Raw genomic sequence first — 14,651 nt, forward strand, 5'->3', positions numbered from 1 at the left:
GCGGCCGGCTCTCTTTGTGCGGCTGCCTCGTTGTGTGCGGCTGCCCCGTTGTGCCTTAGTCGGGCAGCCGCCCTGGTACGGCAGCTCAGTCCGGCAGGATCCTGCGGACCACGGCGTCGGCCAGCAGCCGGCCCTTGAGGGTGAGGATGAGCCGGCCCTTGAAAGCGGCCGCGGGGTCCACCAGGCCGTCCGCGATCAGCCCCGCGACGGCGTGCCGGCCGGTGTCCCCCAGGCCGCCGAGACTCGGGATGTCGAGTCCGGAGTTCAGCCGGGCCTCGAGCATGACGCGTTCCACGTTACGGGTTTCGGTATCCAGCGTTTCGCGTCCGGCCGCGGGTGAGACCCCGGCGCCGAGGCGGTTGGCGTAGGCGGTGGGGTGCTTGACGTTCCACCACCGCACCCCTCCGACGTGCGAGTGCGCCCCGGGTCCGATGCCCCACCAGTCGTCCCCCCGCCAGTAGGCGAGGTTGTGCCGGCAGGCCTGGTCGGGGGTGCGGGACCAGTTGCTGACCTCGTACCAGGCGAGCCCGGCCGCGGAAATCAGCTCGTCGGCGAGTTCATATTTGGCGGCGTGGTCGTCGTCGTCGATTTGTGGCACTTCGCCGCGGCGGATCTGCGCCGCAAGTTTGGTCCCGTCCTCAACAATCAGGGCGTAGGTGCTGATGTGGTCGGGGGCGTAGGACAGTGCCGTCTCGAGCGAGCAGCGCCAGTCCTCCAGCGACTCCCCCGGCGTCCCGTAAATGAGGTCGAGGCTGACCGCGAGCCCCGCGTCCCGCGCCCACTGCACCACTTCGGGCACCCGGCTGGGCGTGTGGGTGCGGTCCAGGACCTTCAGGACGTGGGGCACGGCCGACTGCATGCCGAAGGACACCCGGGTGAACCCGGCGTCGGCGAGCAGCTGCAGTGATTCGGGGGTGACGGAATCCGGGTTTGCCTCGGTGGTCACCTCGGCGCCGGGCTGCAGGCCCCAGGCGCCGATCGCGGCTGTGAGTATGCGCGCGAGGTCCTCGGCCGGCAGCAGCGTGGGCGTGCCGCCGCCGAAGAAGACCGTGCTGAGGGGTCGCGCGGGTAGGCCGCTGCGCTTCAGGGCCTCGGCGGCGAAATCCACTTCCGCGATCGCCGTGGCGGCGTAGGCAACCTGGGAGGCCCCGCCGCCCAACTCGGTGGCGGTGTAGGTGTTGAAGTCGCAGTACCCGCAGCGGACCGCGCAGAACGGGATGTGTACGTACAGCCCGAAGGCGCGCTGATCGGCGCCCTGGCACGCCTGGGCGGGCAGCAGCCCGTCCGGCGGCGCCGGGTCGCCGAGGGGAAGAACGCTAGGCACGGGCCCGCCCTGCCGACACTGCAGCAACAGTCATTACCAGCACCGCTACTTCTTAGCCTTGTCCTTGGACTCGTCCGTGGTGAGCGCGGCGATAAAGGCTTCCTGCGGCACTTCGACGCGGCCCACCATCTTCATGCGCTTCTTGCCTTCCTTCTGCTTTTCCAGCAGTTTGCGCTTTCGGGTGATGTCGCCGCCGTAGCACTTGGCCAGGACATCCTTGCGGATGGCGCGGATGCTTTCGCGGGCGATGATCCTGGAGCCGATGGCGGCCTGGATGGGCACCTCGAACTGCTGGCGCGGGATGAGTTCGCGCAGCTTGCCGGTCATCATCACGCCGTAGGCGTAGGCCTTGTCCCGGTGGGTGATGGCGGAGAAGGCATCAACCTGCTCGCCCTGGAGCATGATGTCCACCTTGACGAGGTCGGCCACCTGCTCGCCGTCGGCCTTCCAGTCCAGCGACCCGTAGCCGCGGGTCTTGGACTTGAGGATGTCGAAGAAGTCGAAGACGATTTCGGCCAGCGGCAGGCGGTAACGGATTTCCACCCGGTCCTCGGAGAGGTAGTCCATGCCCCCCAAGACGCCGCGCCGGCTCTGGCACAGCTCCATGATGGCGCCGACAAACTCGTTCGGGGCAAGGATGGTGGCGGACACCATCGGCTCGCGGACTTCAGCGATCTTGCCGGTGGGGTACTCGCTGGGATTCGTGACGTGGACGATTCTCTTGTCCTCCAGCGTCACCTCGTATTCCACGTTGGGGGCGGTGGAAATCAGGTCCAGGTTGTACTCGCGTTCGAGCCGCTCGCGGGTGATTTCCAGGTGCAGCAGGCCCAGGAATCCCACGCGGAAGCCGAATCCCAGCGCGGCGGACGTTTCGGGCTCGTACACCAGCGCGGCATCGTTGAGCATCAGCTTCTCCAGCGCATCGCGGAGCACCGGATAGTCGGTGCCGTCCAGCGGGTACAGGCCGGAGAAGACCATCGGCTTGGCGTCCGCATAGCCGGGGAGGGATTCGGTGGCCGGCTTGGCAAGGTTGGTGACGGTGTCGCCCACCTTGGAAAGGCGGACGTCCTTCACACCCGTGATGAGGTAGCCGACTTCGCCGACGCCGAGACCCTTGGAGGGGGTGGGTTCCGGGGAACTCACACCGATCTCGAGGAGTTCGTGCGTGGCGCGGGTCGACATCATCTGGATGCGTTCGCGGGGGTGCAGCATGCCGTCGACCACGCGGACGTAAGTGACCACACCGCGGTACGTGTCGTAGACCGAGTCGAAGATCATGGCCCGGGCGGGCGCGTTCGGGTCACCCACGGGGGCAGGCAGGTCGCGGACGATCTTGTCCAGCAGGACCTCGACGCCCATGCCCGTCTTGCCGGAGACGCGGAGCACGTCGTCGGGGTCGCCGCCGATCAGGTTGGCGAGTTCCGCCGCGTACTTCTCGGGCTGGGCTGCCGGGAGGTCGATCTTGTTCAGGACCGGGATGATCGTGAGGTTGTTTTCCATCGCCAGGTAGAGGTTGGCGAGGGTCTGGGCCTCGATGCCCTGGGCCGCGTCCACCAGCAGGATCGCGCCTTCGCAGGCCGCGAGCGAGCGGGAGACCTCGTACGTGAAGTCGACGTGCCCGGGGGTGTCGATCATGTTCAGCGCGTAGCTGGTGCCGTCGAGTTCCCAGGGCATGCGGACGGCCTGGGATTTGATGGTGATGCCGCGTTCGCGCTCAATGTCCATGCGGTCCAGGTACTGGGCCTTCATGTCACGGGACTGGACGACACCGGTGAATTGAAGCATCCGGTCGGCCAGTGTGGATTTGCCGTGGTCAATGTGCGCAATGATGCAGAAGTTCCGGATGATGGCCGGATCTGTTGCGGCGGGCACCGGGGCGGTGCGGGCCATGGGAGACACGCAGGGTCCTTACTGTTGGCATTAAGGTTGGCTTGTCCACGGATCGGCGCGGATGCTGGTTTCCCATCCTGCGACGTGGCGCATTTGTCGTTCCTATAGTCTCCCACGTCCGGGCCGGTGGCAGTGCATCCCTGCATTGCGTTCCGGACGCCGCATCGTGCCGTGGAATTTCCGCTCCCCTCCCCTTCCCTCTCCCCCACTCCCCTCTCCCCTGTGGGGGTTGCCGGTAAGGTTTCCCCATGGCTTGGAACTTACGATCAATCGGCAACGCGGTCCGCGACGCACTGCGCTACCTGGACAAACTCGGCGGCTCCGCACCGGGCACCACCCGCGGGCCGGCGGCAAAACCGGCGGGGAAGCGGCGCCCGGGCCCGGCACGGGCCGGCGCCCCGACCGCCGGACTGACCGGGACGTATCCCGGCGACTTCTTGGGGCGGGCGGCCGTCCGCTACGCCCCCGCTCCCAACGGCCTGCCCGAGCCCGGCGAAGTCGTGTGGACCTGGGTGCCCTATGAAGAGGACTATTCCCAGGGCAAGGACCGTCCGGTGCTGCTGGTGGGCACCAGTGGCCGGTATCTGCTCGGCCTGATGCTGACGAGCAAGGACCACGACGGCGACTCACGCCGGTCGGATGACTACGTGGACATCGGCACCGGGCCCTGGGACCGCCAGTGGCGGCCCAGCGAAGCGAAGCTGGACCGCGTTTTGCAGATCAACGCCAAGGACATCCGGCGCGAGGGAGCGATCCTGGACGTAGGCCGCTTCAACCTCATCGCAGCGGCCCTGCGGGAGCGCCGCGGCTGGAGCTGACCCGCCAGGGCCCGGGTGCGGCGGCGGATCACCACCCGTACTCGTGCCTGCTCGTTCATCTCTGCTATTATTTACAGCTGTGTGTCCGTGCAGGTCGACGGCCACAGATGGTTGGTCGCCATAGGTATCCCCACGCCGCTCAGTCAATGGCCAATCTGAAAGCCCTCTAGACCATTTTCCGCATTGAAAAAGAGAGTTCACACGTGGCTAATATCAAGTCCCAGAAGAAGCGCATCCTGACCAACGAAAAGGCTCGCCTGCGCAACAACGCAGTCAAGTCCGAGCTGAAGACGGCCATCCGCGCCGTCAACACCGCCGTTGAGTCCACCGACAAGGATGCTGCCGCTGCCGCACTGGTTGCCGCCGGCCGCAAGCTGGACAAGGCTGTCAGCAAGGGTGTTCTTCACAAGAACAACGCTGCAAACCGCAAGTCCGCGATCTCCAAGAAGGTCAACGCACTCTAAGGTTTCCAGTTCACTTGAACTGATGATTGTGGCCGGCACCCCATGGGTGCCGGCCACATCCATTTAAGCCGTGGGTGCCGGCCACATTCCGCTAAGCCGCAGGAACCGTCCCCATTCCCCACCGCCGCCAACTGGCCGCCGCCAACTGGCCGCCGCCAGCTGGCCGCCGCCAGCTGGCCGCGGCCGGGCCTGACCCGACACGCCGGGCGGGTGGGTGCGTCCGAACCGCTGTTGTTTCGAACCCCTGCGTCAGGACCTGCGGACCGAGGTGGCAATCACCGTTACCGCATGTTCAACGGCATAGACGGGATCGCGCGAAAGCCCCTTGACCTGGGCGTCCGCTTCGGCGGTTACCTGGATGGAGCGGACCAGCCCCTCTGGCGTCCAGCGCCGAACTTCCCGCTGGGCCTGTTCGACGAGCCAGGGCTGCATTCCCAGTTGCTTGGCGATCTGCGAGGACGACCCCTGCGCGCCGGCCACCTTGGCCAGGGAACGCAGCTTGGACGCCAGGGCCGCCACGATCGGTACCGGGTCCGCACCGGTGGCCAGGGCGTGGCGGAGCGTGGAGAGGGCCAGCGGGCCGTTGCCGGCCATCGCGGCGTCGGCGACCTTGAAGCCCGTTGCCTCGACCCGGCCGCCGTAGTACTTGTCCACCATCGCAGCGTCCACGCCGGTGGTGGCGTCAGCGATCAGCTGGCTGCAGGCGGCGGCGAGTTCCGCGAGCTGCGCGCCGACCGCATTGACGAGGGCGTGCACGGCGTCGGGTTCGATACGACGGGAGGCGGTCTTGAACTCGGACGTGACGAAGGCGATCTTCTCGGCGTCTTTCTTGAGCGGCTGGCAGTCGACAACGGGCCAGCCCGCGGCCTTGATGGCGTCCAGCAACTTCTTGCCGCGGACTCCCCCGCCGTGGCGGAGCACCAGAACGGCGTCCGGTTCCGGCTGCGCCACATATTTCAGGGCATCGGCGAGGAAGGCATCGTTCATCGCCTCGAGCCCGTCGACCTCGATGAGCTTCTGTTCGCCGAACAGTGAAGGGCTGACGTTCATGGCCAGCGACCCGGCCGCGTAGCTGCCGGCATTGAGCCGGGTAATTTCGACGTCGGGCGCCGCCTCGCGGACCTGCCCGCGGATACGGTCCATTGCACGCGAACCCAAATAGTCTTCCGGGCCGCCCACCAGGACTACGGCAGCCGGTGTCACGTCGCGCCAGGTGGCGGTGTTCGACGCCGAGGTCCTGGGCCGTTGGGTCTGGGCAGCAGCCACTCGTGATTCCTCCCGGAAGTTGGTTTGCGAACTCTAAGCGTCCCACGCCCGGACCGGTGCTCCAAGCCGCGCCGGCCGGCCTGCCGGGAGGCTGGCCGTGCCGCCGCAACCGAGCGACTTTCGAGGACGGCGACGACCCGCGCGTGTGCCGCCAGGGCGGCCCGAACAACCGGGACCGGGTGCAGGGCCAGCCACGCCGCTGCCAGCACGGTCGCGGAAAAGATGCCCATGGTGGCTGCGCCGAAGGCCCCTTCCGGCCAGGGCAGCGCGGCGCCCGGGAGTGCCGCGAAGCACCGGGCGATTCCGGCTACTGCGCCTGCGAAGAAAGCAGCAGCGATCATAAGGAGCTCCGCTGCGGCAGGGACTGCGGGCAGGAGCGCCGCAGCGGCCGTGCCGAGGAGTGTCACTGGCGCCACGAGCCCCGCAGCAGCCACGTTCGCTGGCAGGGCGTAAGCGCCGAACTGCGGCTGCAACAGCACGATCGCCGGAGCGCAGAACAGCTGGGCGGACAGGGGTACGGCAACGCCGGCTGCCGCCCAGCGCGGCACCGCGGGTGGCAGCCAGTCCATGATGCGGCGTCCGGTGACCACGATTCCCAGCGTGGCCAGCACAGAGAGCAGGAATCCGAAGCTGGTGGCAAGGATCGGCTGCGCCAACAGCAGACCAATGATGGCAACGCACAGCAGGCTGAGTCCGCGCCCTGCGCGACCAAAGGCCATGGACGCGAGCCCGACGCTGCCCATAAGCGCGGCCCGCAGCACACTGGGATCCGGTCCCACCATGAGGACGAACAGGCCGAGCCCCGCGAGACTGGCCACGGCGGCTGCCATGCGCGGAAGGCGCAGCGTGCGGGCAGCGAGCAGCAGCGTGCCCAGGATCAGGCTGCAGTTCGCACCGCTGACGGCAGTCAGGTGCGTCATCCCCACCGTCTTCATGGCGGCTTCCAATTCCGCGTCCAGGGCGCTGGTGTCGCCGGTGACCATCCCGGGCAGCAGCCCGCCGGCGTCGCCGCCGAAACGTCCCGCCGCGGTGGTGAAGGCGCGGCGCAGCTCACCGGGACCCTGTTGCCAGGGCCCGGGTCCCCGCAACACCGTTGGAGCGGACGTCGCCGTTAGGATTCCCGCGTCCGGCTCCCCCGGCGCGGCCGGCCGGAGCTTGCCCGTAGCGCGCAGGCGCTGGCCCGGAACTGGGTGTTCCCACGCCGCTCCACCCATGACGACGAGCCGGGCGTCTCCGGCGACCCTGTGGCCGCCGAAGGTCATCGCCTTCAGCATCACCGGGACTGCCCAACGGTCGGCCAGTCCGCCGGCCCCGGGAATCCTGAGCCGCCGCGGGGCACCCGCAATTTCCAGTTCCGCGACGACAGCCGCGCGCGCGGCCACGGCCTCAGCGATGGCGCCATCATGCCGCCAGGACGCCTCGACGGCGGCATGCGCGGCCGCCGCGAGGGACAGCAACAGCGCCACAGCCACCGTGGCGCGAAGGCTGCGTCCTGCCGCCAGCCGGGGACGGGGGCCATGCCTGGCGGCTTCCCGCACAACCCCGGCGCTCCGAATCCTGGCGCTCCGAACCCTTGCGCTTTTCATTGTGCCGCGACCGAACCCAGCGCGGCCGGTGTTGCCGCGGCCGGCCAAGAACAGCAAGATTCCCGCGGCCGCCGCCAGTGCCGCGCAGAGACCCGCCAGCCCTGCAGGGGACAACCAGTTTCCAGACGCCGCGGTCCCCCAGACAAGGAGGGCGGGCAGCACCAGCCGAAGGTCCGTCCGCCGTGTCCGTTCCGTGAGTCGTCGACGCAAGGCGGTGTCACGCGCGGCCCGGGACAGCAGGCTTTCGGTGACGTACCCGGTCAGGTGCCCGCGAGGGAGCCGCCCCAGGCGCCCTGGGGAGCCCGGGAGGCGCTTCGCACCCTGGCTCGCAGGCGAGCTGCCACCGGGCTGCAGACCGTGGGCTTCTGGCGCGGGCGTTCCCGATCCGCGGACACGGCCGTCGCCCGCCGGGGCATCCCGTTCCGCGTGCGCCGGGGAATGGACGGCCGCGTCGACGTAGCGCTGCCAGCGGCTCAGCGGGGCTGCCGCAGAACCCCGCAGGCCGGTCCGACCCGCGCCACGGCGTGCCACGTCGTGCGGTGCCACGGCGTGGCGTGCCACATCATGCGGTGCCATGTCCTGCCGCCCTACGTCAGCGTCCCGCCCTGCCATCTCAGATGCCCACTAACGGGAGCAGGGCCTCGAGCAACTTCGGACCGATTCCGTCAACTGCGTCGAGCTCCTGCACGGTCTTGAAGCGCCCGTGCTGTTGACGCCAGTCCACGATGCGCTGCGCCAAGACCGGGCCGACGCGCGGGAGAGTCCCCAGTTCCTCAAGGCTGGCGGTGTTGAGGTTGATCTTTCCGCCACCGCTGCCTGGCCTCGTGCCGCCTGTGGCGGAACCGGGCGCAGGTGAGCCGCCCGGGGATGCATCCGTCTGATCGGGTTCGCCGCGGATGGGCACCAGGACCTTCTGGCCGTCCTCCAGCACGGCTGCCAGGTTGAGCCGGTCCGGATCCGCCGTGTCCTTGGCCCCGCCCGCAGCCAGGATTGCTTCGTACAGCCGGCTTCCCGCCGGCAGCTGAACCACCCCCGGCCTGAGCACGGCGCCGGCAACATGAACCTCGATGCTTTCCGGCCCCGGGCTGGGATCTTCTCCCGGCGGCGCGATGCTTTGGCCGGCTGCCGGATCGGGTGCTTCCTCCGCGGCCGGGGCGGACTCACTGAGCGCGACCACCTGCGCGCCGCCGGTGCCGGCCTGCCACCAGAAGCAGCCGCCCAACACCGCGGCGAGGACGCCCAGCAGAGCCGCCGCCCGCAGACCCGTCCTGGCCCGCAACCATGCGGAGAGCGGCGCCCTTGCTACGTCCCCGCCTCCGGAGAGCTGCACGGCATCCGTTCCGGCGCCGCCGCCGGCACGGCGCCTGCCGGCGGCGCAGAGAGAAGCGCAGACGGGAGCGGCGGCCAGGGACGCGACGGGGAGGCCAGATGCCGGCACTTCCAACAGCCCCGAGGACAGATCCGCCGCCCGGTGCGCGTCCACCGACATCCCCGTACTCCCGGCCTGCGACGAATCTCCGGCGCCGCCTGCGGACGGTAAATCAACGGCGTCTCCGGCGTCTCCGGCATCTCGCAGCGTCGCCGCCAGGCGTTCCCGGGCAACCCCAACGCCCAAGGCGGATGTGGCTCCCGGGATCCGACGTGACATGGAACGACTCTAGGAAACCCTCACCCGCACCGACATCCGGCACCACTCGTATGTGGAAATACCTGAGTAATACGCGTAATTTCGCGGCACCGGGCAAGTATTCCCTACGCTGGTGCCCACCAGGACCCGGTGGTAACGTCTGCATCCAATCGAGAAGACTGCCGGCTGGGGGCAACTCTGATCGCCTGGATGTCACCATCAAGCGTCGAAAGCTGGTGTGCAATGAAGTGGTTGTTTGGGCCGGCGGCGGTCATGGCTCTTGGCGGCGCTATGCTGCCAGCCCCGCCTGCGGTGGCAGACACAACGCAAGCTACCTCAACCCAGATCGTCAACATTTCCCTTGACGGCGGTTTCTGCCCGCAGCACGGCCTCTACGGCATAGCGCATGTGACGGTTGACGGCACGGCAGGAATGAGGGCCGACCAGAATTTCATCTGGACCACGCAGACGGCCGCCACGTCGATTCACTCGGTTCCGCCGGGGGGCGCCGTCGGTAATTTCACGGTTGTCTACCACTGCAACGTCCAGGTGCTCTGGTGGCTGGAGCCTGGGGGCTCCCGTAGGGTGACTGCGGCCCTTTGGGTCAACGGCTCGAGCCCGCAGCCCAGCTACACCATCAAGCCGGGCCGGCAGTCGTCCCAGACGACGCCTCCGCTGACTCCCTCGCAGGCGCCCCAGCCGACGCCATCCCAGGCGCTCCAGCCGACAACTCTGCCGACGACTCCTCTGACGACCTCGCCCTCGCCCTCGCAGACACTCCAGCCAACGACCCCGCTGACGCTGACGCCTCCGCCGCAGGCGGTCGAGCCGACTCCCTCGCCGTCACTTCCACTGACGCTGACGCCGACGCCACCGCAGGCGCTCCAGCCGGCTCCCTCGCCGTCACTTCCACTGACGCTGACGCCGACGCCACCGCAGGCGCTCCAGCCGCCCCCCTCGCCGTCGACACCGCTGACGCCGACGCCCCAGGCGGTCGAGCCGACTCCCTCGCCGTCACTTCCACTGACGCCGACGCCGACGCCACCGCAGACACTCGAGCCAACGCTTCCGCCGACGCCGACGTCCTCGCCGACCTCCCAGGAGACATCTGCGCTAACGCAGTCGCCCACGCCTACCCCGTGAGACGCAGCGTCAGCCCGGGATTCACTGCTGGTAGGTGATGTAGGCCTCGTACTGCACCCGCCATTTGTCAGCGGCCTTGGGATCGGGCACGGTGGTGGTGAGGAATTGGACACTTGTCACTTGGCCCTTGAGGTATTTCAGCCACTTGGTCACCTCTTCGGCAACGTCGCGGTCGAACTGGGCTACGTGGTGCACCTGCATTGCCATGGCGGCCTCCGGGTTCGCTGGGGTTCGGTGCAGTGACTGTACCGCCAGCGCCCCCTCGCGACCAGCGTTTCGCCCAACGGGGAGGCCTCCGGTGCTAGTCGCCTGCCCGCGCGGTTGCCCGGCCAGCGCCAGGTTTCCCGCCGTCCAGCTCGCCGGCCGCCGATTCCCCGCGATTCGGAGTGGCGCCGCTGGCCTCGCTGGAGCTCGAGCTTGCGGGGGTGCTGCCCTCCCCCACGATCACCGCCAGCACACCGAGCCCCGCGTGGGCGGCCAGGACGGCCGGGAGTGCGCTGATCTGGGCCGGCGGACAAGACGGCAATGCCACGGCCAGGCGCCGGGCAAGCTCCTCGGCCTCGGCCTGGTTTCCGAAATGGTGCACAGCCAGCCGCGCCTGACCGGCAGGGCGGGTGGACGCATCGGCGGCAACAATTTCTTCCAGCCGTGCGATGGCCTTCGCCGCGGACCGGACCTTTTCCAGCGGGATGATCCGGCCATCATCAACTGCCAGGATGGGTTTGATGGAGAACATGGTTCCCCAGAGCGAGGCCGCGGCCCCTATCCGGCCGCCCCGGCGCAACTGCTCCAGGCTCGGAACGTAGAAATACACTTTGGTGCGGTCCAGCCGCTCCTGCGCGAAGGCCAACACGCCGGCCGCATTCCGGCCATCGGCGGCCGCGACGACGGCGCCCTGCACGCCCATCCCCTGCGCCATCCCAACCGTCCGGGAGTCGAGGACCTCTACCGGGATGCCGACCCGCTGGGCTGCCAGGCGGGCGGCGTCGGCAGTCCCGGACAGTGCGCCGGAGATGTGAATCGAGACCACGGACTGGAAGCCACGCTCGCTGGCCGCCCGGTAAGCGTGTTCAAACTGCCCAGGTGACGGACGCGAGGTCTTGACGGGCTTGCCGCTGGCGAGGGCCACGGCGATCGTCTCGGCAATGTCGTCCTCACCCTCGCCGTAGATTTCGGCGCCGACCATGACGGGCATCGGGACCACGGTCAGCCCGCCGTCGGCAGTGAAGGACCGGATCCAGTCCGCGGGCAGCGCGGCCGCAGAGTCCGTGACCACCGCCACTTGGACGACGGCGGCGGGAGCCGTATCGGGGACGCCGCCCCGGGTGCCCTGCCGAAGGCGAATAAGCCGCTCGCGCAGCCATGGCCAGCCTGACGGTTCGCGGTCTGGCACGAGGGACCTCCTGCTATCGGGACGCTGAACTTTTTCTCCGGCCAGGGCAGCCGTGCCCGACGCGTTCTCTGCACTGGCCGCCGGTATCAGCCGGCGGCCAGTGCAGGATGGTACGCCCGGCTAGGCCGGGACGATGTTGACCAGTTTAGGCGCCCGCACGATCACCGTGCGGAGGGCACGGCCGTCGAGGGCGCGCTGGACGTTTTCCGAGGCTAGCGCGAGTTCGCGCAGGTCCTCCTCAGAGATGTCCGGGGAAACCTCCAGGCGGTCCCGCACCTTGCCCTGCACCTGGACGACGGCGGTGACCGTGTCCTCCACGAGCAAGGCGTCGTCGTGCGTGGGCCAGCCGGCGTTGGCGACCGAGGCCGGGTGTCCCAGGACGTTCCACAGGTCCTCGGCGGTATACGGCGCAAACAGGCTCAGGATGACGGCAACGGCCTCCACGGCTTCGCGGACTGCGGGGTCGGCGCCGCCGGCCCCGGAGTCGATGGTTTTGCGGGTCGCGTTGACCAGCTCCATCAGCTTTGCGACAACCACGTTGAACTTGTTGTGGTCCAGCAGGGCCTGCGCATCGGCGATCGTGCGGTGGGTGACGGTGCGCAGTGCACGGTCGCCGGTGGCGAAGTCGACGCCGGGTGCGCTCGTCACATCCTGGCCGAGGCGCCAGGCACGGGCCAGGAACTTGGCGGAGCCCGACGGCGATACGTCCGCCCAATCGACGTCGTCCTCCGGCGGGGAGGCGAAGATCATGGTCAGGCGTACGGCGTCCACGCCGAACTTGTCCAGCTGCTCGCCCAGGTCCACGCCGTTGCCCAGTGACTTGCTCATCGCCTTGCCGCCGTTGAGCACCTGGCCCTGGTTCAGCAGCGCGCGGAAAGGCTCGTCGGCCTCGATCAGGCCGAGGTCGTGGATGACCTTGGTGAAGAACCGCGCATAGAGCAGGTGCAGGATGGCGTGCTCCACGCCTCCCACGTACTGGCCGACCGGCATCCAGTCGTTGATCTTCTCCGGATCGAACGGGCCCTCGGTGTATTGCGGGGAGACGAAGCGCAGGAAGTACCAGGAGGAATCCACGAACGTGTCCATGGTGTCCGTGTCCCGCTTGGCCGGGCCGTGGCAGTTGGGGCACTCGACGTTGACCCAGCTTTCGACCGCGGCCAGCGGAGACGTGCCCTTCGGGGACAGGTCCTCGCCGCGCAGGTCCGCCGGCAGGGTCACCGGCAGCTGATCGTCCGGGACCGGGACCTCGCCGCAGGCCGGGCAGTGGATGATGGGGATCGGGGTGCCCCAGAACCGCTGCCGGCTGAGCAGCCAGTCACGCAGGCGGAAGTTCACGAACTTCTCGCCGGTGCCCAGCTCACGCAGGATCTCGATGGCGGCCGGGATGGCCTCAGCCTTCGGCAGGCCGTCCAGCGCGCCGGAGTTGATCAGGGTCCCCTCGCCGGTGGTGGCGATGCCAGTGGCCGCGGGGTCCTCCTGGCCGGTGTCCAGTACTGCCCGGACGGGCAGGTCAAAGGTCTTGGCGAAGTCGAGGTCGCGCTGGTCATGGGCCGGCACGGCCATGATGGCGCCCGTGCCGTAGTCGGCCAGGACATAGTCCGCGGCCCAGACGGGCAGCTTCTCGCCATTGAGCGGGTTGGTCGCGTAGCGCCCGGTGAAGACGCCGGTCTTCTCGCGCTCCGTGGACTGGCGCTCAATCTCGGACAGCGCCTTGACCTGTTCGCGGTAGGCGTCCAGGGCCGCGGAGTGCTCGTTGGTGACCAGTTCGACGGCGAGCGGCGCGTCGGCGGCGACGACGAAGAACGTGGCGCCGTAGAGGGTGTCCGGACGCGTTGTGAAGACCGTGACTTCCTTGGCGGCCTTGCCGCCGTCGGCTTCGATCACGAAGTTGACGTGGGCGCCCTCGGAGCGGCCGATCCAGTTCTTCTGCATGGCGAGGACGCGCTCGGGCCAGTGCCCGCGCAGTTCGTCCATGTCATCGAGCAGACGGTCGGCGTAGTCGGTGATCTTGAAGTACCACTGGTTCAAGGACTTCTTGGTTACGGGCGTGCCACACCGCTCGCAGGCGCCGTTGACTACCTGTTCGTTTGCCAGCACGGTCTGGTCCTTGGGGCACCAGTTGACCGGCGAATTCTTGCGGTAGGCCAGGCCACGCTCGTAGAAACGGGTGAACAGCCACTGGGTCCAGCGGTAGTACTCCGGGTCGGAGGTGTGCAGCCGACGGGACCAGTCTGCTGAAATTGCGTAGCGCTTGAACGACGCCGCCTGGGTGTCGATGTTGGCGTACGTCCACTCGCTGGGGTGCGCGTTGCGCTTGATCGCTGCGTTCTCCGCGGGCAGGCCGAAGGAGTCCCAGCCGATCGGGTGCAGCACGTCGTAGCCCTGCTGGCGCAGGTAGCGCGCCACGACGTCGCCCATCGCGAATGCCTCGGCGTGACCCATGTGAAGGTCACCGGACGGATACGGGAACATGTCCAGCACGTAGCGGCGTTCCCTTGAGCCGTCGTCGAGCGGCGTGAAGACCTTCAGGTCTTCCCAGACCTGTGGCCATTTGGCTTCCATTGCCGCGAAGCTGTAGGCACCTTCTTCGGGCCCCTCCGCCGCGGCTGCTGGTGATCCGGTCTGTGTTTCCGGCTGAACGCTCACTGCTGGCCTCTTCTGTTCTATGCGGCCTGTTATCTCAGGCCTGTCTACCTTCAGGCCTGCCTGCCGCCAGGCCTGTTCACCATCAAGTCTGCACTGCCACGGCCGGTTGCCCGGCCCTGACTCCATACTGTCCGTACGTCGTACTCCTGCTCTTACTTCGTGCTTTGCGCCCCCGAATTTACCCCGGACACACAAAAGCCCCTCGACATGGAGGGGCCGCCGCTCGGCAATCCGGGGACTCTTCGAAATCGAGGTCTCGTCGGGATGCCGGGCGGCTATCTAAGCAGGAGCACGGCGCGCATAGGACCACTTTAGCCCCTCGGGCTGGTTCGCGCTCAACCGACAGCGCCGATGCTGCCCGGTAGTCGGAGCCGACTCGCGCTCCGGCGTCCTTCGTGGGCCGCTAGGTCCAAAATTGTTACAAATGCCATACCTATGGACTAGCGGTACTTACAGCCCGTTGCTGCACGCCCTCGGCGGGTACCGAAACGGAA

At 68.2% G+C, this 14,651-nt stretch carries 11 protein-coding genes; 2 read left to right on the plus strand and 9 right to left on the minus strand.

The window, feature by feature from the left end; all coding sequences use genetic code 11:
- Positions 1-85: 85 nt before the first annotated feature.
- Positions 86-1,324 carry a radical SAM family heme chaperone HemW gene (gene hemW, locus BLS42_RS11285; RefSeq protein ID WP_090581015.1) on the minus strand — a complete coding sequence of 413 codons (1,239 nt, stop codon included), beginning with the start codon at positions 1,322-1,324 and terminating at the stop codon, positions 86-88.
- Between the two features lie 45 nt (positions 1,325-1,369).
- On the minus strand, positions 1,370-3,223 hold the full coding sequence (lepA, locus tag BLS42_RS11290) for a translation elongation factor 4 (protein ID WP_176803361.1): 1,854 nt from the start codon (positions 3,221-3,223) through the stop codon (positions 1,370-1,372).
- Positions 3,224-3,462: 239 nt separating this feature from the next.
- Here lepA and BLS42_RS11295 point away from each other — a divergent pair, with 239 nt between their 5' ends.
- Positions 3,463-4,032: a type II toxin-antitoxin system PemK/MazF family toxin gene (locus tag BLS42_RS11295; protein WP_090581020.1), complete on the plus strand. Its 570-nt coding sequence runs from the start codon at positions 3,463-3,465 to the stop codon at positions 4,030-4,032.
- Positions 4,033-4,235: 203 nt separating this feature from the next.
- Positions 4,236-4,496, plus strand: coding sequence for a 30S ribosomal protein S20 (gene rpsT, locus BLS42_RS11300; protein WP_090581023.1), 261 nt, complete (start codon positions 4,236-4,238; stop codon positions 4,494-4,496).
- 249 nt (positions 4,497-4,745) lie between these two features.
- On the opposite strand, the gene holA is transcribed toward rpsT, so the two are convergent.
- The 7 genes from holA to leuS form a co-directional block, all read right to left on the minus strand.
- The gene (gene holA, locus BLS42_RS11305; protein WP_090581026.1) at positions 4,746-5,762 is read right to left on the minus strand and encodes a DNA polymerase III subunit delta; all 1,017 of its coding nucleotides are present in this window, start codon (positions 5,760-5,762) and stop codon (positions 4,746-4,748) included.
- Positions 5,696-7,924: a ComEC/Rec2 family competence protein gene (locus tag BLS42_RS11310; RefSeq protein WP_090581029.1), complete on the minus strand. Its 2,229-nt coding sequence runs from the start codon at positions 7,922-7,924 to the stop codon at positions 5,696-5,698. Before BLS42_RS11310 ends, holA begins: the two co-directional genes overlap by 67 nt.
- Positions 7,925-7,961: 37 nt before the next feature.
- Positions 7,962-8,996 (minus strand): ComEA family DNA-binding protein, encoded by a 1,035-nt coding sequence (locus tag BLS42_RS20595; protein ID WP_256336411.1) that lies wholly within the window; start codon positions 8,994-8,996, stop codon positions 7,962-7,964.
- A gap of 608 nt (positions 8,997-9,604) precedes the next feature.
- Positions 9,605-10,105, minus strand: a complete 501-nt coding sequence (locus BLS42_RS19990; protein ID WP_143019185.1) for a hypothetical protein — start codon at positions 10,103-10,105, stop codon at positions 9,605-9,607.
- Between the two features lie 34 nt (positions 10,106-10,139).
- Positions 10,140-10,325, minus strand: coding sequence for a hypothetical protein (locus BLS42_RS11325; protein ID WP_090581036.1), 186 nt, complete (start codon positions 10,323-10,325; stop codon positions 10,140-10,142).
- Positions 10,326-10,419: 94 nt separating this feature from the next.
- On the minus strand, positions 10,420-11,511 hold the full coding sequence (locus BLS42_RS11330; RefSeq protein ID WP_256336412.1) for a DegV family protein: 1,092 nt from the start codon (positions 11,509-11,511) through the stop codon (positions 10,420-10,422).
- Between the two features lie 120 nt (positions 11,512-11,631).
- On the minus strand, positions 11,632-14,157 hold the full coding sequence (gene leuS / locus BLS42_RS11335; protein WP_090581039.1) for a leucine--tRNA ligase: 2,526 nt from the start codon (positions 14,155-14,157) through the stop codon (positions 11,632-11,634).
- Between the last annotated feature and the right edge of the window lie 494 nt (positions 14,158-14,651).

This window comes from Arthrobacter sp. ov407 (assembly GCF_900102895.1).
Classification (GTDB): domain Bacteria; phylum Actinomycetota; class Actinomycetes; order Actinomycetales; family Micrococcaceae; genus Arthrobacter.

Excerpts from the sequence above, each read along its gene's own strand:
- BLS42_RS11295 (WP_090581020.1), top strand. The coding sequence starts at position 3,463 with ATGGCTTGGAACTTACGATCAATCGGCAACGCGGTCCGCGACGCACTG.
- BLS42_RS11310 (WP_090581029.1), bottom strand. The coding sequence starts at position 7,924 with ATGGCACCGCATGATGTGGCACGCCACGCCGTGGCACCGCACGACGTG.
- BLS42_RS20595 (WP_256336411.1), bottom strand. The coding sequence starts at position 8,996 with ATGTCACGTCGGATCCCGGGAGCCACATCCGCCTTGGGCGTTGGGGTT.
- BLS42_RS11325 (WP_090581036.1), bottom strand. The coding sequence starts at position 10,325 with ATGGCAATGCAGGTGCACCACGTAGCCCAGTTCGACCGCGACGTTGCC.